This is a genomic window from Thermostichus sp. OS-CIW-32 (assembly GCF_054060415.1).
On the sequence record NZ_JBSSDD010000007.1, the window covers coordinates 12,014 to 31,661 of the forward strand.

The window sequence follows — 19,648 nt, forward strand, 5'->3', positions numbered from 1 at the left end:
ACAGCCGAAGTCCACATCCTCTTGCTGTCCGGCCTGCCCTACAGTTAATGCGGTGTCCCCACATCTGTGGCCAAGACATGGGTATCTGTTCCCGCCATTCTCACACCTACACCGAGCCTGTGGCAAAGACCTGGGCAGATCTCACGCAGTGCGCTTTTTGTAGCCCATGGCCTCGTCTTAAGCTCAACCTCAAGCTCTTCAATGCCAGCATCCTTATCCCCACAGAGGAGTTGATTATTCTTATTCAATGAAGGGATCCAACCCAGTGGATCCCTACTTAGCAACTTGGATGTCAGCGCAGGGATTTTAAGAACTAGAAAGTAAACACAGCTCGCAAAGCCCCCACCCCAATGGTTGGGTCGTTGTCTCCGGGTCTGCCGCCATTGGGGTTGCTCACAAAGTAGGCAGCAGGCGTTAGAGTAATGTACTCGTTGACCGGGAAGCTGTAGTAGACGTCCACAACGAAGGGGCGAGTATCCCACACTCCGTCGTTGTCGGCAGTCACAATTGGCTGGCCAAACACAATACCACCTTTGGCACCCTCCACGAAGAGGTCGGGGAAAACAAAGCCAAGGAGGAAACCGTTAAAGTCTTCCTCTCCCGGATCCACAGTACCAGCCGGTACCACATTGGGCAAGTTGTAATCCACATTGCCAGCCGTAAACCAGCCAGACAAGGTAATGCGAGGGCTGATCTCCCAGTTGGCTGCGACTGTAAAGGCGTTTACCCGCGCAGAGACATTGACCTGCGTTCTTCTTACCGGTCCACGGAAGAGACTTTTACCCGTGGCCAGGAAGGTGGGGCCGTCGTTCGCCTGCTGCAGGTAGGTGGAAGCAAACTGAAGGTAAAACTCCAAGCCCTTGGTTGGCAAGAAGCCCAGCTCGACGGTGTGAGCGCTATCATCACCTGTTAAGCCACTGTCGCCAAAGCCTCTCCCCAGAGCTTGACCTCTTCTGGTGCTGTAGGCGTAGGCTAAACGAAACTGGTCGCTCAAACGGTAGCGAAAACCAAATAGGGTTCCGCTGGGCACATCTGCCGTAGAGTTGGGAGCATCGGCAAAGTCCGACAGGGCATCAAAGGGCGTGCTGTACTGCAGAACGCTAGACACTCCCGTACCCGTAATGCCCGTGTAGATAGTAGCAGCGCGGTCGAAAGCAGGGAATTGATAAACCAGCTGGGCAAGAGTAAAGGTACCGCCCGCGCCTCCTTGGAAGCCAACGCCTGGGTCACCCTCAAAGAAGGTGGTTACCGCATCGCGAGCTTGGAGACGAATGCGCAGGCGATCGCGACCCACAAAAGAAGCATCGAAGTTCAAGCGTACCCGATAGGGAAGAGTCATGTTCGCCTGATTCTGCTCGGCTACCACTCTCCCTCGCACGACCCGGTCTTCTGTAAGGGCGCTGCCGAGAATTGCGGTGATCACCTGGGCGTTAAGCTTGGTGACTGGGTTAAAGATTTTCCCTTTCAGATCGTTGATCTCGGCTTCCGCCGCATCCACCCGCCCGCGCAGGGCTGCCAGCTCAGCAGCAAATTCCTCTTGCAAGCGCTGCAGCGTGGCCAAGTCTTCCTTGGAGACTTTATCGGCCAGACCAGCTGCAATCAACTCGTTGATGCGATCCAAGCAGGCGTTCATGCCAGCGGCAAACTCAAAGCGGGTCATGGCCCGGTTGCCGCGGAAGGTGCGGTCAGGGTAGCCGGCAATACAACCGTAGCGCTCCACCAAGGATTGCAGGGCTTGGAAGGCCCAGTCGGTGGGCCGCACATCCGAAAGCTCAGAGATGGAGGTGACCGGCCCGGTAGCTTGGGCATAAGCCACTCCAGGGGTCAGGATCGCTGCTGCACCCAGAGTGCCGGCCAGCAGCGTTTTCCAGTAGTTCGCGTGTTTCGCGGGCATGTTTCTCTCCTTGTTCTTTTCCTCACACCTTTTTGGCTGTAGGGATGTCCTCATAGAAGCGACAAACTGCCTACCTCAACAACGAGCCTGGCAATCGCGGACTCTGGGAAGACATGATACAGCCGAAGTCCACATCGTCTACCACTTTACACACTTTCTGCGCGAGACTCAATGCGAGACCCAACTGCGGTAGATGATCGAGGCTCGATATCCACTACTCTACCTCAGGGATCCGGCTCTGGCTAGCGGGTGTATCTCAAACTGAGACAGAGCTCTCAAGCTGCAAGCTCCGGTGGGGATGGGCGGTACCGGACTCGAACCAGTGACATCCTGCTTGTAAGGCAGGCGCTCTACCGCTGAGCTAACCGCCCCCGAGGGATCCCAGTCCACCGAGTTTAGCATTCCCAAGGGACTATTTCCCCATGCCCAGGCTTTGCGCCTTCTGGTACACCTTCCCCTCTGTGAGCAGGGAGGGGGCAATGCAGATCTCCACCTGCTGCATTTCTCGGAGATTGGCAGCCCCCAAGGTGGCCATGCTGGTGCGCAGGGCGCCCAAGAGGTTGTGGGTACCGTCGTCCAGGCGGGCGGGGCCGCGCAAGATTTCTTCCAAGGTGCCGGTGGATCCCACGCGGATGCGGGTGCCGCGGGGCAAGATGGGGCTGGGGGTGGCCATGCCCCAATGAAAGCCGCGACCGGGGGCCTCATAGGCGCGGGCCAAGGGGGATCCGATCATCACTGCATCGGCTCCACAAGCGATGGCCTTGCAAATGTCGCCACCGGTCACCAATCCCCCATCGGCAATCACAGGGACATAGGTGCCGGTTTCCGCCAAAAACTGCTCCCGTGCAGCGGCACAGTCGGCGATGGCCGTAGCCTGCGGCACTCCCACCCCCAACACGCCGCGGGAGGTACAGGCAGCCCCCGGGCCGATCCCCACCAGGACACCGGCAGCTCCGGCCTGCATCAGCTCCAGAGCGACATCGTAGGTAACGCAGTTGCCCACCACAACAGGAATGGGCATCGACCGGCAAAATCGGGCCAGATCCAGCAGTTCCATGCCTTCGGGAACCTTGTGGTGCACCGAAACCACCGTGGCCTGGACGAAAAACAGATCCCCCCCGGCTTCCGCCACCAGGGGGCCGTATTGGGCGGCGTGGGCGGGCACGCAGCTAGCGGCGGCAATGGCGCCAGCAGCTTTGATCTGGCGGATGCGTTCTTGGATTAGCTCTGGCTTCACCGGCTCGCTGTAGAGGCGCTGCATTAGGGGCACAAACTCGTCTTTGCCCACCGACGCAATCTGATCCAACACCTCATCGGGATCGGCGTAGCGGGTTTGGATGCCATCCAGGTTCAACACCCCGAAAGCTCCCAGCTCCGAGAGCAAAATGGCCATTCGCACATCCACCACGCCATCCATGGCGCTGGCGATGATGGGGATTTGCCGTTGGATCCCTCCCAGAGTGAAGTGGGTGTCCACCAGGCTGGGATCCAGCGTTCGCCTGCCCGGAGCCAGAGCGATCTCATCCAGCCCATAAGCGCGTCTCGCCTGCCGATTGCGGCCCAGTTGCACGTCCATTGTTCCCCTGTTCTGCGGATCCTTGTTCTTATCATGCCGCCAAGGGGGGATCCAAGGCCAGCGAGAGTCTTGTTCTTCTGGTTGGGATTTCCACCTGCGATCCCGGAGCGGGTCTCAATCAGCCTCAGAGGTTCGAGGGGGCAAGGGCGTGAAAATGTGCCCTTCTTGCAGGTTGCCGAAACTGCGGCAGCGCTCGGATCCCCAGCGGAACCCGTAGAGGGCGATGTAAGCACACATCAAGGCATCCACTTGATCTTCGTAGTTTTTGAGCCGACGGCTCTTGAGGGATCCCACCTTCACTTGGAGCAGCTCCTCGTGGCCCTGGAGAGCCGGGTCAGCGGCAGCCAGAGAGCGCAGATGATGCTGGTAAAGTTGCCAAGCTTGTTGCCGTTCCGGCCAGGTGCGTCGAGGGCGGGCCTTGTATTTTAGAGTGCGGCTGAGGCCAAAGAGGCTGACCAAGGCGCTGTGGGGGAAGACCTCGGTCACTTGGCGGCTAAGTTTTCCTCGCTCGATGCTGGCCTGCTCCCGAAAGCCATAACTGGCTAGGGCTTGCACCAAGGCTTCCCCTCTCACCTGGCCGTTTTTTTCTAGAAGCCGGCGGTTGGCTGGGTGGGCCCCGGCTGCATAGGCGCGAAACACCCGGTTCAGTTCGGCCTCGGCCCGTCGCTGTCCGCTGAGGTTGGGGACGCGCAGGGGGGCATCCACCGCCACCAAGCAGGGATCTTCGCCCGCCTGAGCTTGAATGTAGTCCAGGATCTCCTCATCCGTTTGGAGAATGCGGCTATCGACCAGATGGCCTGTCAAGTTCTGCCTGCCGGGATCCCCGAGCTGGACTCGCAGCGTGGCCAGACCGGAAGGGTTGCGGGGCGACCAAGCCAGATCCAGGCCAATGCAAATCAACTGAGCCACACCGCCTTCCCCTTTTCCTCAAGTTCGACAGATCAAAGCCATTTCCAAGAGCCAGTTTGAGGCAGTTCCCGATTGCATGGCTCCGGCGCCCTCACCCCCAGCCCCTCTCCCAAAGGTAGAGGGGGATCAACGTCACAGACAGTTGCGCTGCTGTTGCATGGGTATTGGGAATGATCCCGCCAGCTCGCCTGTCTTGATAAAAAATAAAAATCCATAAAAAAGGGATCCCACTAGGGGATCCCGAAAGATTCATCCAAGATGCCTGGCCAGGAAGCGAAGTGCCCATGGGCTCTTCGGTGAGCCTCAGGGATCCACCTCGCTGTGGCGGTCAACGGATTAGTAGTCGTAGTCACTCATGCCGCTGCCGCTGCTTGCCGGCGTGTTGGTCTTGGGCTCCGGCTTGTCCACCACGATTGCTTCGGTGGTCAGCACCATCCCCGCAATGGAAGCGGCGTTTTGCAGGGCGGAACGGGTAACCTTGGCCGGGTCTACAATGCCCGCCTCGAACATATCCACGAAGGCGTCGTTCTGAGCATCGTAGCCGGTGTTGAAGGGCTTATCTTTCACCCGCTCCAGCACAATGGAGCCGTTTTGGCCGGCGTTCTCAGCAATGCGGCGCAGCGGAGCGCCCAGAGCGCGGGCGACCAGGTTGGCCCCCACCAGTTCATCGCCGGACAGGTTGGCTTGCGCCCACTCGGTTACCACTGGGATCAGGTGTGCCAAGGTGGTACCGCCGCCGGGAACGATCCCTTCTTCTACCGCCGCTTTGGTGGCGTTGATGGCATCTTCCAGGCGCAACTTGCGGTCTTTCATCTCGGTTTCAGTGGCCGCGCCCACTTTGATCACTGCCACACCGCCGGAGAGCTTGGCCAGGCGCTCTTGCAGTTTTTCTTTGTCGTAGGTGGAGTCGGTTTCCTCAATTTGACGGCGAATTTGCTCGCAACGAGCTTTCACGGCCGCTTCGTTGCCTTCCGCCACGATGGTGGTATTGTCTTTGGTTACCGTGACGCGACGGGCAGTGCCGAAGGAATCGAGGCGAGCGTTCTCCAGCTTCAGGCCGCGCTCTTCGCTGATTACCTCACCACCGGTCAGGATGGCAATGTCTTCCAACATAGCCTTGCGGCGATCCCCGAAGCCAGGGGCTTTTACCGCTACCACGCTCAGCACACCCCGCAGCTTGTTCACCACCAGGGTAGCCAGCGCTTCTTTCTCGATGTCTTCGGCGATGATCAGCAGAGGACGACCGGCGCGGGCTACCTGCTCCAGAACCGGTACCAGGTCTTGCACCAGGGTGATCTTCTTATCGGTGATGAGGATGTAGGGGTTTTCCAGAACCGCTTCCATCCGCTCGGTATCGGTGACGAAGTAAGGGGAGATGTAGCCCTTGTCGAAGCGCATCCCTTCCGTCACTTCCAGCTCGGTGGTCATGGACTTGCCTTCTTCCAGGGAGATCACCCCTTCGCGGCCCACCTTGTCCATGGCCTCGGCAATCATACGGCCCACTTCTTCATCGTTACCGGCGGAAATGGCCGCCACCTGGGCAATGGCTTTGGAATCTTCGACCGGGCGGGCATGTTCGGCGATTTTGTCTACCAAAAACTTCACCGCCTTGTCGATCCCTCGCTTCAGGGCAATTGGGTTGGCGCCGGCAGCCACGTTTTTCAGACCTTCTTTCACCATGGCGTGAGCCAAGACCGTGGCCGTGGTGGTGCCATCTCCAGCCGTGTCATTGGTCTTGGAAGCCGCCTGCCGGATCAAGGAAACGCCTGTGTTCTCAATGTGGTCTTCCAGCTCGATTTCTTTGGCAATGGTTACCCCGTCGTTGATGATTTGGGGGGCGCCAAACTTCTTCTCCAGCACGACGTTGCGCCCTTTGGGACCCAGGGTAACGGCTACGGCTTCTGCCAAAATATCCATGCCGTGCTCTAGAGCGCGGCGGGCTTCTTCACTGAAGATGATTGATTTGGCCATAGTCAACCTCTCCGATGCAAATGCAGGTAAGGGTGAAACAGAGTCTCAAGGATTCAATCGTTCGTTGAACTGCTGCTGAATCACTGACCATTACTGAACAATGGCGAGAATGTCCCGCTCGGCCAACAGCACATATTCATCGCTGCCCAGCTTGACTTCGGTTCCGGCATACTTGGAGTAGAGCACTTTGTCGCCGGCTTTCAGTTCCATCGGGATCAGCTTGCCCTCGTCGTTGCGCTTGCCAGGGCCAACAGCAACCACTTCCCCCACCTGGGGCTTTTCCTTGGCAGTGTCCGGCAAGAAGATCCCACCTGCGGTTTTCTCGTCCTGCTGAGCGATTTTGACCAGCACGCGGTCGCCCAGCGGCTTCAGGGTAGAGACGTTAAGAGCTACTGCAGCCATGACGAATGTCCTCCGTGATCCTAAAGCACGAAGCTGAAGTTTTCATTTCCATTAGTTCCACTTCCCCGAAGGGAAGCGACTTAGCACTCTCGACTTACGAGTGCTAGTTTATCAGCCAACTTTCTGGCCTGACAATAGCCTCTGTCGGTGGGATCCCGCTTTTGGCGGGTACGGTCGGGGTGCGGATCCCCCTACTTTTGGTGCCGGTGTGGGATCATGGCCTGAGTTGGGCTGGGTTGAGAAGGTGTGGATCCCGTTGTTTCAGGTGGATGCGTTTACGGCAGTGCCTTTTGCAGGTAACCCCGCGGCGGTGTGTTTGCTGCCTCAGGAGCTGCCGCAGGCGCTGATGCAGGCCATTGCCGCAGAGAACAATTTGTCGGAGACGGCTTTTTTACTGCCTCAGGGATCCCAGGGCGAGGTTCCCCACTATGGGCTGCGCTGGTTTACGCCGACGACGGAGGTGGATCTCTGTGGCCACGCCACCTTGGCTGGTGCCCATGTGCTGTTCACCGAGGTGCATCCTGAGGCGGAGAGGGTAGCCTTTTCCACCCGCAGTGGCCTGTTGCAGGTGCGGCGGCAGGGGGATCGCCTGGCCATGGATTTTCCTGCTCAAACTCCGGAACCTTGGCCAGAAGCCAAGGAGCAGGTGGCAGCGGCTTTGGGGATCCCACCTGTGGAGCTATACCGGGGGGACATGGGGGTAGCGGTGCTGGCTTCGGCGGAACAAGTGCAGCAGGTGCAGCCGGATCTGGTTCAGGTTCAAGCGCTCCCCGTTCCGGGGTTGATCGTCACAGCCTCTGGGGCGGCTCTGGGGAATGGGCCGGATTTTGTCTGCCGCGTTTTTGCCCCTCGACTGGGGATCCCGGAGGATCCGGTGACGGGATCCGCCCAGTGTCTTTTGATGCCCTATTGGGCCAAACGCCTGGGCCGACTTGATTTGAAGGCTCACCAGCTCTCGGCCCGCGGGGGCGAGCTGTGGTGCCGAGATCGAGGCTCACGGGTGGAGATTGCTGGGCAAGCGGTGCTGGTGATCAGAGGAGAGCTGAGGCTGCCTTAGAACCGTTGTCGACTAGGGTGCTAGCGGCAGGGAACAAGGCCTCCGGCCCGCTAGGGCGAGCAGTTGAAATAGATGGTAATAAAAACCACGACTGCTATCAGCCCTACAGAACAAAAAACACCTCGGATACCTCCGAGGTGCAGGCCAGGAAAGAGCTTGAGCTAGCCAAGGATTTCGGCGGCTTGAATGAGCTCCACCTGCTTTTTCTTGAGCACCAATAAGAGCTGGGCAATCGTAACGGCTGCCAGGAAAGCCACCAGCCATTTCACCCGCTCCGGGCTTTGCAGCACCAGATCCCGCTCCACCTGGCCAAAGCCGCCCACATTGGGATTGTTGGTGACGGGATCCCCTTCTTTGACGCTGTCGCCAACGGCAACCACCAGCTCCGGCCCAGGTGGCACCACCAGGTTGTGGATCCCGCTTTCGCTCTCGAAGCTGAGAACCCGCGTGCCTGGCAGCTCATATTCCGGGGGCACCAGGCTGGCCAATTCAGCCGGTAGATCGCTGATATCGGAGTTGAGGGTGGCGATGTTGACCAGACGCCCCGTGGCCGGAGCGCGGAAAACGTTGTTGTTGCTGAGGCTGCCGTCGGGGTTAAGCTGACCGCGACCTCGGTTGGCCCCGATGTAAACGCGATACTTCATGAAGGCCACCGAGGGATCCTCTTTCGGGTCAGGGGCCACCACCGGGAAGACGATTTCTTGATGCTGCTCGCCCGGCAAAGGCCCGACCAAGAGGATATTGGGCTTCGCGTCGCTGTAGGGGGTGATGTAGGTCTCGGCGGTTTCCTGCCGCTGTTCCTCGGTCATTTCGGCTTCGGTGGCTAAACGGAAGCCCTCCGGCAAGACCACCACCGCGCCCACATTCAACCCACCCTTGCTGCCGTCTGCCAGCACCTGCTGCTTGCTCAGGTCATAAGGGATCCCAACTTTGATGGTGAACACCTGGCCGGGGGTGACGGCCTGGGGCACCTCGGCGCGAGTGGGCATGGCGTTCAGGTGGCAGTTGGCACAGACAATTTTTCCAGTCGCCTCGCGGGGGTTGTCGTAGGCCATCTGGGCATAGTAGGGGTAGGCTGCCGCCGGACGTGCCCCCATCCCCAGCAACAGCAGCAGCCCACAGAAGGCCAAGCAGATTCGCTTCATAACTCTCAGCTCAGAATGAATTTCCATCACAGGTTTAGGACACAGTCTTGGAACAGCCATCTCGACAATTTGCCCCAAATCGTTCGGCAAAAGCCGGCACAGCCAGCGGGATCCCTTGCCCTTTAGGTTTCCCGGAAATCGGGGCCTTGCCAAGGGCTGAAGCGGACGTTGTCGCCATCCACAGTGGCGCTCACCAGCTCCAGCGAGCGGGGAGCCGGTCCCCGGATCACCTTGCCATTGGCCGCATACTGGGATCCGTGGCAAGGGCACTTAAACAAGTTTTCCCCCACATTCCAGGGCACCACGCAACCGAGGTGGGTACAAACCGCGTTGAGGCCATAGTTGGCCACCGCCCCGTTGTCGATCACGATGTAGGTGGGATCCCCCTTCAAACCTTGGGCCAGCACCCGGTCCGTGGCAGCATGGGTGGCCAACAGTTCACTGACGCTGATGGGCTTGCCGAGGGCGTCCTGAGCGATGACGCCTTCCCCCCCTCCACCGGCAGAGGGCGGGATAAAGTACTTCACCACCGGGTAGAGGGCGCCCACCACCACGACTCCCACAGAGCCGCTGAGCAGGGCATTGAGAAGAACCCGCCGGCTCATGGGGGGCGCTTCAAAGTTGCTAACCGCTTCCGTCATAATGGCAAATGCAGACCTGAGAAGTTTTAACGTTCGTTGACAAGCGACATCATCCTAACCGACCCCTCTGGCCAATATCGTTAAGAAATGCAACGCTGTAAGAGGCTGTGGCCTTCCTTCCCAAGGTGAGCGGCCCACCCAGCGCGATTGGAGCAAGATCCAAGCCAGCCTCAGACAAGTCTGATGAAGGGATCCGACTTTCAAGCTTTGTTGCGCGAGAAGTGGGGCTATTCCTACGACGTGCAGCTGCGCCGTATCCAGCAGAAGGTGGTGTTGCTGGTGATGTGGCGCTACCTGGAGCAGCCCTCCTTTCCCTTGAGCGAGGCGGAGTATCTGGCCCACTTGGAGAGAGTGCTGGCCCATTTGCAGGCTTGGGGGGTGTGGGAATCGGTGCGCCGGGAGATCGAGTCCACCCGTCAGAGACCTCGTATGGGCAAGGCGGTGGCCATTCCTCTGGATTTGCAGAAGGTGGGGGAGCGGGTCTCGGAGTGGTTGCTGTGAGTTCTCCGGGGGAGAAAAAAGTCCAAGCAAACCCAAGCGCCGGATTCTCCGGCTGGGCAAGAAACTCGAATGGGTCTCAGCTCAAACGGCAGACCGGGAGTTTGCCCAACGGCCATGACCTCTCTAGAGGGGACGCGGCTTGCGCACTTGTTCGGTTTCGGGGCGATCCTGCTGAGCTTCGGATTCCAAAAGTTGGCGGAATGCCGGCTCGTCCAGACGGTAGTCCCGCTGCTCGATCAAATCCCGGTCGGTTGAGTAAATGGTGTCCGACTCTTGCACAACTTCTTGACGGCGGAAGCGGCGGGCAAAGTTGAGTTTGCGCAGCAGCGCCTCTGTGGGATGCTGCAGATGCTCTCGCCAAAGCTGCCGGACACGATTGCGACGCTCCACCCCCTGGTTGCGGATTTGCAAGGCTAGCCAGCGAACGGCGGGCACCGCCAAAAACAGCGTGCCGTAGAGGAAGAGGAAGCCGATCAACGGGTAGATGAAGGCCAAAAAAGCATTGCTGCCGGCTGCCGCTGCCACCTCTTCCCGTGCCCCATAGAGAATGGCGGCCAGAAAGAAATTGAGAACTCCCAAACCCCCTGCCAGGGTCAGTTGACCAGGCGTGGCCCGGCTGAACACCCAAGGTTTCTCCTGCAACACTTCGGGGATCCCCTTGGGCTCACGCTCTGAGGCGGCCACCTGCAGCTCTGGGAAGCGGTAGACAATGTCCCCATCCTCGCTGACCTCCGGCTGGCCGTCGAACTTGAGCAAAATGGGCAGCATGTAATCTTCGTATTCCAAGGCCGGGGATCCCGGCTCCACATCCAGGTAGGGCAACACCTGTTCCGCTGCGATCACCCCCCCATTGGCACGAATCAGTTGGCCAATGAGGGCATAGCGCTCCTCCTCCAGGTTGGCATTGGGATCCCCGTCCCCAAAGAGGAAGCTGTACACCGCTTCCAGGAAGTTCAGCTCGGATTTTTGCGGCTGGCGGGGGCGCGTCCGACCGGAGTAGCTGCCATAGTAGGGATAGGGATCCCAGAAGGGGTTGCCGATCCAAAGGTTGGGGAAGTAATAAAACCCTATCCCCCGCGATCGGCTGCGATTGTCCTGCTCGCGGCTACTGGCCATCTGCAAGGCAATCAACGCTAGGACAATCAAGACAATCGACACCACCAGCAGGATGCCGAAGGAGATGCGCAACCCATAGAGGAAGCCCCCCCACAACCGGCGACGCAGGGCTGCTAGCCGATCCTGCTGCTCCTTGCGCTTGAGAATGCTGCGAAAATCCGGCGGGAAAACATAGGTAATCTCCCCCTGCCGGGAAACCTGGAGATGCCCCTCCGCCTTTTGGGCCAAATTCAGCAGCTCTTGTTTGGCCTCGTGTAGAGCCAAGCCCGTGCTGGATGCAATATCTCCCAGCGTGACCCGCAGGCCCAACTGTTCCACTGCATCCATCACCAATGTTTGTGTAGCCACTCTTAACCTCCGCTTTCCGCCCCCATTGTCGAGGAGCCTTTGGGATCCCTAGGACGCAGATCCGCTCCCCTGAGCTAGACCTATCGTTTCCTCTACTCCCAGTATCTCCCCACTAACCCAGCAGCGGCGAGGGTTATACCCCCCTCTAGGGCAGCCAAGCCATCACGGCCAGCAGGGTCGAGAGGATCCCGATCAACACCCAGATGAGGGGCTTAGTGTCCAACGGGGGATCCGCTGCCCGGCGGCTGAGGGGATCCCCAGAAGGAGCGCCAGATCTTGGGGAAGGGCCTTTGCGTTGGGAGCGCCCATAGGCCAAGCGGTACTCTGGGGGATCAGTTTCCTCCAGCCGGCTGAGATCGGGAATTTCGCTCAACCACTCCGCTGGACGCCGCAGACGAGGGGCTTGCCAGATACCCAAGACATAGCGAGCCTGCTGGGCAACTTCTGGATCTGGGTTGCGCAGCAAGGTTTGGGCCAACAGGATGGCCTCCTGCGTTTCGCCAAGAGCTTCTTGGGCCAGGGCCTGCCAGAGCCGTAGCTTACCCGACTGCGGATAGCGGCTTTGGGCCTGCTTAACCTCCTCTAGCGCCTGCCGGTATTGTCCTCGCTCGAACCTCAACTGGATCAGAGCCAAGTGCTGAGACAATCTCAGGTCTTCGGGAAGCGTCATGCTCAGGATCCGCAGGTTAGCTAGACCGCCGGGAAGCCCCGTCCTCTCTCGCTTTAGCGGCGCGGAGCGCTTTGCATCAGCATGAGTGCGGGAGTAGGTCACGTCAGCTTCTGTTCTACCCCAAACCCCACCAGCAACAGCTCCTGCAAAGGCTGACCCTGAGGGGGACGTTGGTAGGTAAGGATCTGCCGCAGGCGCAGGCGCGGATTCAGTAGAGTGATGGTATCTACAGCAACCACACGAGTGTAGGTGGTGGTCATCACCAGTTGCAGGGATCCGGGATCAAACCGGAAAGCCGCCACCATCGGGCGATCTTCCTCGTAGGCCCGATCCCGCAGGTAGTCTCCCTGCAGCCCCAGGGGGGTTTCCTGCCGAGGGACAAACAGCATGTTCAGCTCTTGCCCGGCCTCCTCACCCTTTTCGGAAACCGTCTCAAAAGCCAAGTGAAAGCCCAGAAAACCATCCACGTTGTGGTTGGGGTAGTTGTTGTCGGCGAGCACCTTGTGCTTGAGCTCAGGGGTGAGGGTGCGAATGGTGAACTCGGTGCGGGAGCGCTCCACCTCGCCACGGTCTAGGTAATGGTAGGTGCGCTCTGTGCGCCAAGCCCCAATGCAGCAGTTGAAAAAGTGGTGAAATTGCTGGATAGCGTTCATGCGGGCGGGAGCGGACAGAGTCAGAGATCAGCGCTGGACGGGAAACCCTGCTTTCGATCCTAAAACGAATCGAAAACAACCAGGAATCCAAATCCTGAATGCCAACGATTGAGTTCTACCGTGGGATCCCCTTCCTCACGGGCTTTTGGCCACCCGGATCCCTTGGGTCTGCCCCAACAACTCCAAGGCTCGCTGCAGCTGGATGTCCTCCGGCCCGGCCAAGGTTTCCGCCGTCAGGGGAATGGATCCCTCCGCCACCACCACATCGGGCTGGATCCCCTGGCGATGGATGTCGTGGCCGCTGGGGGTAAGGTACTTGGCCGTGGTCACCGCCAGCCCCGAGCCATCCGCCAGCTCCAGCAGGGATTGAATCAGACCCTTGCCAAAGGTGCGCGTTCCTACCAGTTGGGCTCGCCCACTGTCCTGAAGTGCCCCGGCCAACACTTCACTGGCACTGGCGCTGCCCTGATTTACCAAGACCACCAGCGGCGCCTCTGTGAGCACCTCGCCGGTGGCGGGAATGCTGTCTTGAATGCCGTGGCGATCCGTCACCAGCACAATGTCGCCCTTGGGGATCCAGAAGCGGGCGATCTCAATGGCCGCCTGCAAGAGTCCCCCCGGATTGTTGCGCAAATCGAGAATGTAGCCCCGCACCCCTTGAGCTTCTGCGGCCCGAATGGCTTGGCGGACTTGAGCGGCAGCATTACCGTTGAACTGGCTGAGGCGAATGTAGGCCACCGATCCCTGAGGCAGCTCAAAAAAACGGGTGCGCACGGGGTTGATGGTGATCGATTGGCGTACCAGCTCCACCTCCCAAATGCGATCCTGCCGCTTCAGCTTCAAGGTAACCGGCGTGCCACTGCGCCCCCGCATCCGCTCGGCCACTTCGTCCAGACTCAACCCCGCCACCGGCACCCGATCCACCGCCAAAATCTCATCCTGAGGTTGGATCCCGGCCTGCTCGGCAGGAGTGCCCTCCATGGGGGCAATCACCCGCACAGCGCCTTGCTCGTCGATAGCAATCTGCAAGCCGACACCACTCAGCTCGCCGGCTGTAGAGGTCTGCAGGCTGAGGTAGTGCTCTCTGTCCAGAAAGCGGGTAAAGGGATCCCCCAGAGTGGCCAACATCTCCTCGATGGCCTGGTAAGTCTGCTTGCGCTCCTTCAGGGGCCGGGAGAGAAACCGCTGCCGCACCTGCCACCAGTTTTGCCCGTTAAACCCCGGATCCACGTAGGCCCGATCCACGTAGGCCCAAGCCTGCGCCAGCAGTTGCTGCTCTTCTCCCCAACGGCTGGCCTGCACCGGACAGGGGCCTATGGCCAAACTCGCCCAGAGCAAACACCCAAGCAAGACAAGGCGGATCCCCCACCCTCTCCAAAGGATCCCTGTGTATCTCGGCTTCTGCACAACCATCGATCCCAAAAAAAAACATTAAGAAACATGAACAAAACGCAATATCGAAAACTTGCCTGGCCTCCTGGGATCGAGATCTTCGTCCCCAAGCTGAGCCCGACGCCAGGATGGTGTTAAAAGATTGTGTTACATTGCTGAGGAGAGTGGGCTTGCCCCGCCCTCGAGATCCAATTTCAAGAATTGCAGGCATTATGAGCAAAGTTTACGACTGGTTGGACGAGCGGCTGGAGATTACGCCTTTCGTCGACGACGCAACGGGAAAATTCATTCCGCCTCACGTTAACATCTTCTACTGCCTCGGCGGGGTGACGCTGGTGTGCTTCTTAATTCAGTTTGCCACCGGCTTCGCCATGACGTTTTACTATCGTCCGACGGTGGCCGAGGCTTTTGAGTCGGTGAACTACATCATGACCCAGGTGAACTTCGGCTGGCTGCTGCGCTCCATCCACCGTTGGAGTGCCTCCATGATGGTGCTGATGATGATCCTACACACCTTCCGGGTTTACCTGACGGGGGGATTCAAGAAGCCCCGCGAGCTGACCTGGGTAACCGGTGTAATCTTGGCGGTGCTGACCGTCTCCTTCGGCGTTACCGGCTACTCCCTGCCCTGGGATCAGGTGGGCTACTGGGCGGTCAAGATCGTCTCAGGTGTGCCCAGTGCCATTCCGGTGGTGGGCGACTTGTTGGTGCAACTGATCCGGGGTGGCGAAGCAGTGGGTCAAGCTACCCTGACTCGCTTCTACAGCTTGCACACTTTCGTGCTACCCTGGCTGACCGCAGTCTTTATGACCATGCACTTTTTGATGATCCGCCGCCAAGGCATTTCTGGGCCTTTGTGAGCAAGGTTTGACTCCCAGACGCCTTTGACTTTCCTGGTAACTGGGATCTTTACCTGCCACTTTTTCAGAACTTTTGTCCCTAGATAAGGAGAACTCCCATGGCCGTCTCAAAACAGGTGATAGCGACCGAGGCCATCACCCGCAAGGTTGATCTAGACAACCCCAAAGTTGTAGCCAAGCTGAAGAAAAACATGGGCCACATGACCTATGGTGAGCCCGCTTGGCCCAACGATTTGCTCTTTATGTTTCCGGTGGTGATCCTGGGCACTATTGGAGTGATCGTTGGCCTGTCGGTTATGGATCCTGCAGGCGTGGGTGAGCCGGCGGATCCCTTTGCTACGCCTCTGGAAATTCTGCCGGAATGGTATCTCTACCCCGCCTTCCACATCCTGCGGATTGCTCCCAACAAGCTGTTGGGAATTGCTCTGATGTCTGCCATTCCTGTGGGTCTCTTGTTTGTGCCCTTCATCGAAAACGTCAACAAGTTCCAAAACCCCTTGCGCCGCCCAGTGGCGACAACGGTGTTCCTGATCGGCACCTTGGTCACCCTCTACCTGGGCATAGGTGCCACCTTGCCCTTGGATAAGTGGGTCACCTTGGGCTTGTTCTAAAAGAACATCTGGGACTCCCGCTTGATGGGTTGATCGTCATCATCACCATCAGAATCACCATCAGAGTGCAGCAGGTTGGTGGCCAGGCTGCACTTTGTTATTTGGAGAGCTTTTTAGAGGAGTTGTCTGCAAACCTGTGTGCCAAGGGATGGGCAAGTCCGCCGAAATGGTAGTATCTCTACGCCCTCATCTTCAGCTTGACCGCTCATGAGCACTTCTTCTTCAACTGCTCGAACCTATCGGATCACAGCCCTTGCCGGAGATGGCATCGGCCCCGAAATCATGCGGGTGGGACGAGCCGTTTTGGATGCAGTTGCCCGGCAGATGGGATTTGCTCTCCAGTGGCAAGAGGGCCTAATCGGCGGGGCTGCCTACGACCAGACCGGGGATCCCTTGCCGGCAGAAACCCTGAAAATGGCTCAAGAGAGCGATGCCGTTTATCTGGCTGCTGTCGGCGACTTCAAGTATGACGCTCTGCCTCCTGAGAAACGCCCGGAGCGGGCCTTGTTGGGCTTGAGGGCGGGGCTGGGGCTGTTTGCCAACTTGCGCCCGGTAAAAGTCTTCCCTCAACTGGTGGGGGCTTCCTCCCTGAAGCCAGAGGTGATCTCGGGGATCGACCTGGTGGTAGTGCGGGAGCTGACGGGGGGCATTTACTTCGGCCAACCTAAGGGAATCTTCACGGATGCCCAAGGATCCCGGCGCGGCGTGAACACCATGGTCTACAGCGAAGCTGAGGTGGATCGGATTGCCCGAGTTGCCTTTGAGCTGGCCCGCAAACGCCGGCGCAAGCTCTGCTCGGTGGACAAAGCCAACGTTCTCGAGGTGTCGCAACTGTGGCGGGAGCGGGTCAATGTCATTGCGGCTGAGTACCCGGAGGTGGAACTTTCCCACCTGTACATCGACAATGCCGCCATGCAGTTGGTGCGCTGGCCCAAGCAGTTCGACGTCATCCTCACGGGCAATCTCTTCGGCGATATCCTCTCCGATGAAGCGGCCATGCTGACCGGCTCTATTGGTATGCTGCCCTCTGCCTCTCTGGGATCCTCTGGCCCCGGCCTATACGAGCCGGTACATGGGTCGGCTCCCGACATTGCCGGACAAGACAAAGCCAACCCCATTGCCCAGGTGCTCTCCGGCGCCCTGATGCTCCGCTACTCCCTGGATCAGCCGCAAGCTGCCGACCGCATCGAACAGGCGGTAGAAGCCGTTTTGGCGCAAGGGTACCGCACCCCAGACCTCTACTCTGAGGGAATGACTTTAGTGGGTTGCCAGGAAATGGGAGAAAAGTTGGTGGCAGCCCTGTCCCAGCAGCAGGCGCAATAGCCTTTTTCGGGGCCACAGGCTACAGCCAAGGCAGACGTGCGGCGATTTCCAAGCAATTTCCAATTGTGGGGATCCTTGGAGCTACGCCCAACCGGCTTCAGGGAGAAGGTCGACCTCCTCGGTGGTTTTAATGGCCTCTTCCGGTCGAGGTGTGGCTTCTTGGCAGCGCTCCATGGCTTGAAGAAGCAGGGCTTCCCCTTCCTGCACCGTCTCAATGCGACAGAGGAGAGCACGGAATTGAGAGGCTCCGGCAAAGTCTTTGATGTACCAAGTCATGTGCTTGCGGGCCTGACGGATGCCACGTTCTCCCTTGTACTCCCAGAGACCGCGCAGATGCTCTAAGGCCATTTGAATCCGCTCCAGGGGAGTGGGGGCCGGTCTTTCTTGACCGGTTTTCAGGAAGTGATCGATTTCCCCCACCAGAAAGGGATAGCCCATGGTGCCGCGGGAGCACATCACCCCATCGGCTCCGGTTTCCTCCAAACACTTCACCGCTGCGGCTGTCGAGAAAATATCCCCATTGGCGATGACGGGAATGCGCAGGTGCTGTTTGACGCGGCGGATCCAGTCCCAGCGGGCTTTGCCGTTGAAGCCTTGGGCGCGTGTTCGGGCATGCAGGGTGAGCAGTTGCGCCCCTGCCTCCTGCAGACGGTGGGCAAAATCCAAAATGTTGATCTCCTGATCCGACCAGCCCAGGCGCGTTTTCACGGTTACGGGCACCTCCACTGCGTTGGCCACCGCCTCCACAATTCGCGCTGCCGTGTCGGGATCGCGAAGCAGAGAAGAGCCGCCGCCGTTTTTGGTAATCTTGTTCACCGGGCAGCCCATGTTGATGTCCACCAAGGTCGCCCCTTCGTCTACAGCCATGCGGGCTGCTTCCGCCAGAAAGTCGGGCCGACAATCGAACAGTTGGATGCCAATAGGCTGCTCCCCCTCGCCAACCTCCATGATGCGGGGCAACTGGCGGGCATAGCGCAAGCCGGTCGCGCTGACCATTTCCGTGTAAACCAAGCTGTGGGGGGCAAAACGGCGCACCAGCCCTCGAAAGACTTGGTCGGTTACCCCTGACAGCGGCGCCTGAAAAACGCGGCTCAAAACCTTCACCCCACCGATATCGAGGGGCTGGGACAAGCGGGCTTGGAGTTCCGGCGAAAGCTGCAGGCCCATCGGGATCCGGAGAAAGCTATCCCTCTTTGTTGACAAAGTAAAGAAGACCCATGATGCGCGCTCGTTTGATCGCGGCGGTGAGCTCCCGCTGCTGTTTGGCGGTCAGGCCGGTGATGCGGCGGGGCAAGATCTTGCCACGCTCGGTAACAAATTTCTTGAGCAGCTCAACATCGGTGTACCTAATGGGCTCTCCCGGCTTGATGGGAGACAGACGGCGGCGAGCGTAAACCATAGGTCAGGAGAACGGCGAAACGGCTTGAACTACTTGATCTCTTTGTGGATGGTGTGGCGGTTGCAGTGAGGGCAGAATTTCTTCAGCTCCAAGCGGGCTGTTGTGTTACGGCGGTTTTTGGTGGTGGTGTAGCGGTTCACACCTGGAGAACGTTTGTTGACGTTGGTGCGGCACTCGGTGCACTCCAGGGTGATGATGATGCGGGCACCCTTTGCTTTGGCCATGACGGATCCCAAGACGAAGGTAAACGGCAATGAGGAAACTGCAATCCCAGATCCTGAGGCTGGAGATGGGGGTTTACCTCGATAAGCGCGATCACCAATTATCCAACTTTTCCTTGACGGAATCAACCCAAGTTTTCACTTGCTTGCCCGTTTGTTGCCGTAGGCTACGGGCGTTGCGATCCACATCTTTGCTCAGGCGCTGCAACTGCTTGGACAGATCCCGCACGGCGTCATTGCGCTGGGCTTGGCGCAGCAGGTCGCGAGCAGCCGATTTGACGTCGTCAGCAGCGTCCCCCTCTAGGATGTCCTGCAAAAACCGCAAGACTTTTTCATCCAGGTGGTAGCCCCGCTCCGCTTCCACCACTAGGGTACGTCCGGCGCGGTCGTGAATGGTTTGGCGTTTTTCCTTGTCGAAGATGGCAAACAGCCCATCCGCAGCCAGAGGCACCAGCAGGGCCTCTGTAAGCACAAAGAGGGAGAGCACCCCCTCTCGAGCCAGAGAGCGAACCAGGTGCGGCGAGGCTTCGGTTTCGGGATCCAGGGTTTTGATGTTCAGCAGCCATTTGCCGAGGCTTTGGCCCTCAGGACGGGATTGGAAATAGCCGCGGTTCACCAGCCAGGTGGCGAAGAAGGCGATATAGCCGACCATGTCCACTGCGCCTGCATTGGCCCCTACCAGAGCAGCCAAGCCTTGGGCTAGGTAGGAGATCCCCAGCCCCAGCCCAAAGTCGAGGGCAAAAGCCCCAATTCGTTTGCTCCAGGGAGCCAATTTCGGCAGGGGTTCTCCCTCAGCAGCCGTTTGCGGGACTGGCCGCTTGGCTTGAACCGGGGGCAGAGAAGTGGCAGGGGGCAAAGCGCTGAAGGTTCGCCACTCGCCAGCACTTTGATCCAGTTGTTCGGTTTTGGGCCGCTCTGGAAATTGGGGGCGTTCGGGGTAGGGTCTGGGATCCGTCATT

The 19,648-nt window shown here is 59.0% G+C and carries 20 protein-coding genes and 1 tRNA gene; 5 read left to right on the forward strand and 16 right to left on the reverse strand.

Translation table 11 applies throughout. From position 1 onward, the window contains the following. Positions 1-313: 313 nt before the first annotated feature. From ACVWY8_RS09380 to groES, 6 genes are all read right to left on the reverse strand, one after another. On the reverse strand, positions 314-1,894 hold the full coding sequence (locus ACVWY8_RS09380; RefSeq protein WP_457394399.1) for an iron uptake porin: 1,581 nt from the start codon (positions 1,892-1,894) through the stop codon (positions 314-316). 299 nt (positions 1,895-2,193) lie between these two features. Beyond that, positions 2,194-2,265, reverse strand: a tRNA-Val gene (locus tag ACVWY8_RS09385). A 41-nt stretch (positions 2,266-2,306) separates the two neighbouring features. Next, complete coding sequence (locus ACVWY8_RS09390) at positions 2,307-3,470, reverse strand: GuaB3 family IMP dehydrogenase-related protein (RefSeq protein ID WP_457394397.1); 1,164 nt, start codon at positions 3,468-3,470, stop codon at positions 2,307-2,309. A gap of 114 nt (positions 3,471-3,584) precedes the next feature. After that, positions 3,585-4,379: a DUF429 domain-containing protein gene (locus ACVWY8_RS09395; RefSeq protein ID WP_457394394.1), complete on the reverse strand. Its 795-nt coding sequence runs from the start codon at positions 4,377-4,379 to the stop codon at positions 3,585-3,587. Between the two features lie 336 nt (positions 4,380-4,715). Continuing rightward, the gene (gene groL, locus ACVWY8_RS09400) at positions 4,716-6,350 is read right to left on the reverse strand and encodes a chaperonin GroEL (RefSeq protein WP_011433224.1); all 1,635 of its coding nucleotides are present in this window, start codon (positions 6,348-6,350) and stop codon (positions 4,716-4,718) included. 90 nt (positions 6,351-6,440) lie between these two features. Beyond that, entirely contained in the window at positions 6,441-6,752 is a 312-nt protein-coding gene (gene groES / locus ACVWY8_RS09405; protein WP_011433225.1) for a co-chaperone GroES, read from the reverse strand. Positions 6,753-6,996: 244 nt separating this feature from the next. Between groES and ACVWY8_RS09410 the strand changes: the two genes are divergently transcribed. Continuing rightward, positions 6,997-7,809, forward strand: a complete 813-nt coding sequence (locus tag ACVWY8_RS09410; protein ID WP_457394445.1) for a PhzF family phenazine biosynthesis protein — start codon at positions 6,997-6,999, stop codon at positions 7,807-7,809. A 161-nt stretch (positions 7,810-7,970) separates the two neighbouring features. On the opposite strand, the gene ACVWY8_RS09415 is transcribed toward ACVWY8_RS09410, so the two are convergent. After that, positions 7,971-8,954 (reverse strand): apocytochrome f, encoded by a 984-nt coding sequence (locus ACVWY8_RS09415; protein ID WP_457394391.1) that lies wholly within the window; start codon positions 8,952-8,954, stop codon positions 7,971-7,973. 122 nt (positions 8,955-9,076) lie between these two features. Next, a complete protein-coding gene (locus tag ACVWY8_RS09420) occupies positions 9,077-9,595 on the reverse strand; it encodes a cytochrome b6-f complex iron-sulfur subunit (RefSeq protein WP_457394389.1) in 519 nt (172 codons plus the stop codon). 183 nt (positions 9,596-9,778) lie between these two features. Here ACVWY8_RS09420 and ACVWY8_RS09425 point away from each other — a divergent pair, with 183 nt between their 5' ends. Next, positions 9,779-10,096: a DUF3067 family protein gene (locus tag ACVWY8_RS09425; protein ID WP_414408353.1), complete on the forward strand. Its 318-nt coding sequence runs from the start codon at positions 9,779-9,781 to the stop codon at positions 10,094-10,096. A 123-nt stretch (positions 10,097-10,219) separates the two neighbouring features. On the opposite strand, the gene ACVWY8_RS09430 is transcribed toward ACVWY8_RS09425, so the two are convergent. The 4 genes from ACVWY8_RS09430 to ACVWY8_RS09445 all read right to left on the reverse strand — a co-directional run bounded on the left by ACVWY8_RS09430 (position 10,220) and on the right by ACVWY8_RS09445 (position 14,296). Further along, positions 10,220-11,560, reverse strand: a complete 1,341-nt coding sequence (locus tag ACVWY8_RS09430; protein ID WP_457394385.1) for a hypothetical protein — start codon at positions 11,558-11,560, stop codon at positions 10,220-10,222. A gap of 145 nt (positions 11,561-11,705) precedes the next feature. Next, the gene (locus tag ACVWY8_RS09435) at positions 11,706-12,230 is read right to left on the reverse strand and encodes a hypothetical protein (protein WP_457394383.1); all 525 of its coding nucleotides are present in this window, start codon (positions 12,228-12,230) and stop codon (positions 11,706-11,708) included. Between the two features lie 98 nt (positions 12,231-12,328). Beyond that, complete coding sequence (locus ACVWY8_RS09440) at positions 12,329-12,883, reverse strand: phycobiliprotein lyase (RefSeq protein WP_457394381.1); 555 nt, start codon at positions 12,881-12,883, stop codon at positions 12,329-12,331. Between the two features lie 135 nt (positions 12,884-13,018). Continuing rightward, positions 13,019-14,296 carry a S41 family peptidase gene (locus tag ACVWY8_RS09445; RefSeq protein ID WP_457394379.1) on the reverse strand — a complete coding sequence of 426 codons (1,278 nt, stop codon included), beginning with the start codon at positions 14,294-14,296 and terminating at the stop codon, positions 13,019-13,021. Positions 14,297-14,487: 191 nt separating this feature from the next. Between ACVWY8_RS09445 and petB the strand changes: the two genes are divergently transcribed. The 3 genes from petB (at position 14,488) to leuB (ending at position 17,069) form a co-directional block, all read left to right on the forward strand. Further along, positions 14,488-15,135: a cytochrome b6 gene (gene petB, locus ACVWY8_RS09450; RefSeq protein WP_041436518.1), complete on the forward strand. Its 648-nt coding sequence runs from the start codon at positions 14,488-14,490 to the stop codon at positions 15,133-15,135. Positions 15,136-15,233: 98 nt separating this feature from the next. Further along, on the forward strand, positions 15,234-15,746 hold the full coding sequence (petD, locus tag ACVWY8_RS09455) for a cytochrome b6-f complex subunit IV (RefSeq protein WP_011433236.1): 513 nt from the start codon (positions 15,234-15,236) through the stop codon (positions 15,744-15,746). A 207-nt stretch (positions 15,747-15,953) separates the two neighbouring features. After that, on the forward strand, positions 15,954-17,069 hold the full coding sequence (gene leuB / locus ACVWY8_RS09460; protein WP_414399133.1) for a 3-isopropylmalate dehydrogenase: 1,116 nt from the start codon (positions 15,954-15,956) through the stop codon (positions 17,067-17,069). Between the two features lie 81 nt (positions 17,070-17,150). Here the strand turns inward: leuB and dusB are convergent, their stop codons facing one another. The 4 genes from dusB to ACVWY8_RS09480 all read right to left on the reverse strand — a co-directional run bounded on the left by dusB (position 17,151) and on the right by ACVWY8_RS09480 (position 19,647). After that, positions 17,151-18,236 carry a tRNA dihydrouridine synthase DusB gene (dusB, locus tag ACVWY8_RS09465; RefSeq protein ID WP_457394376.1) on the reverse strand — a complete coding sequence of 362 codons (1,086 nt, stop codon included), beginning with the start codon at positions 18,234-18,236 and terminating at the stop codon, positions 17,151-17,153. A 16-nt stretch (positions 18,237-18,252) separates the two neighbouring features. After that, complete coding sequence (gene rpsR / locus ACVWY8_RS09470) at positions 18,253-18,468, reverse strand: 30S ribosomal protein S18 (protein ID WP_011433239.1); 216 nt, start codon at positions 18,466-18,468, stop codon at positions 18,253-18,255. Positions 18,469-18,497: 29 nt separating this feature from the next. Further along, positions 18,498-18,692 (reverse strand): 50S ribosomal protein L33, encoded by a 195-nt coding sequence (rpmG, locus tag ACVWY8_RS09475; RefSeq protein ID WP_457387255.1) that lies wholly within the window; start codon positions 18,690-18,692, stop codon positions 18,498-18,500. A 91-nt stretch (positions 18,693-18,783) separates the two neighbouring features. Next, the gene (locus ACVWY8_RS09480) at positions 18,784-19,647 is read right to left on the reverse strand and encodes an RDD family protein (RefSeq protein ID WP_457394372.1); all 864 of its coding nucleotides are present in this window, start codon (positions 19,645-19,647) and stop codon (positions 18,784-18,786) included. Position 19,648 lies beyond the last annotated feature (1 nt).

What these genes read in the sequence shown, in the direction of transcription:
- groL (WP_011433224.1), bottom strand. Translation starts at nt 6,350, where the DNA reads ATGGCCAAATCAATCATCTTCAGTGAAGAAGCCCGCCGCGCTCTAGAG.
- dusB (WP_457394376.1), bottom strand. Translation starts at nt 18,236, where the DNA reads ATGGGCCTGCAGCTTTCGCCGGAACTCCAAGCCCGCTTGTCCCAGCCC.
- ACVWY8_RS09380 (WP_457394399.1), bottom strand. Translation starts at nt 1,894, where the DNA reads ATGCCCGCGAAACACGCGAACTACTGGAAAACGCTGCTGGCCGGCACT.
- ACVWY8_RS09480 (WP_457394372.1), bottom strand. Translation starts at nt 19,647, where the DNA reads ATGACGGATCCCAGACCCTACCCCGAACGCCCCCAATTTCCAGAGCGG.
- ACVWY8_RS09425 (WP_414408353.1), top strand. Translation starts at nt 9,779, where the DNA reads ATGAAGGGATCCGACTTTCAAGCTTTGTTGCGCGAGAAGTGGGGCTAT.
- petD (WP_011433236.1), top strand. Translation starts at nt 15,234, where the DNA reads ATGGCCGTCTCAAAACAGGTGATAGCGACCGAGGCCATCACCCGCAAG.
- ACVWY8_RS09445 (WP_457394379.1), bottom strand. Translation starts at nt 14,296, where the DNA reads ATGGTTGTGCAGAAGCCGAGATACACAGGGATCCTTTGGAGAGGGTGG.
- ACVWY8_RS09435 (WP_457394383.1), bottom strand. Translation starts at nt 12,230, where the DNA reads ATGACGCTTCCCGAAGACCTGAGATTGTCTCAGCACTTGGCTCTGATC.
- groES (WP_011433225.1), bottom strand. Translation starts at nt 6,752, where the DNA reads ATGGCTGCAGTAGCTCTTAACGTCTCTACCCTGAAGCCGCTGGGCGAC.
- petB (WP_041436518.1), top strand. Translation starts at nt 14,488, where the DNA reads ATGAGCAAAGTTTACGACTGGTTGGACGAGCGGCTGGAGATTACGCCT.
- rpsR (WP_011433239.1), bottom strand. Translation starts at nt 18,468, where the DNA reads ATGGTTTACGCTCGCCGCCGTCTGTCTCCCATCAAGCCGGGAGAGCCC.
- ACVWY8_RS09390 (WP_457394397.1), bottom strand. Translation starts at nt 3,470, where the DNA reads ATGGACGTGCAACTGGGCCGCAATCGGCAGGCGAGACGCGCTTATGGG.
- ACVWY8_RS09415 (WP_457394391.1), bottom strand. Translation starts at nt 8,954, where the DNA reads ATGAAGCGAATCTGCTTGGCCTTCTGTGGGCTGCTGCTGTTGCTGGGG.
- ACVWY8_RS09440 (WP_457394381.1), bottom strand. Translation starts at nt 12,883, where the DNA reads ATGAACGCTATCCAGCAATTTCACCACTTTTTCAACTGCTGCATTGGG.
- leuB (WP_414399133.1), top strand. Translation starts at nt 15,954, where the DNA reads ATGAGCACTTCTTCTTCAACTGCTCGAACCTATCGGATCACAGCCCTT.
- ACVWY8_RS09420 (WP_457394389.1), bottom strand. Translation starts at nt 9,595, where the DNA reads ATGACGGAAGCGGTTAGCAACTTTGAAGCGCCCCCCATGAGCCGGCGG.
- rpmG (WP_457387255.1), bottom strand. Translation starts at nt 18,692, where the DNA reads ATGGCCAAAGCAAAGGGTGCCCGCATCATCATCACCCTGGAGTGCACC.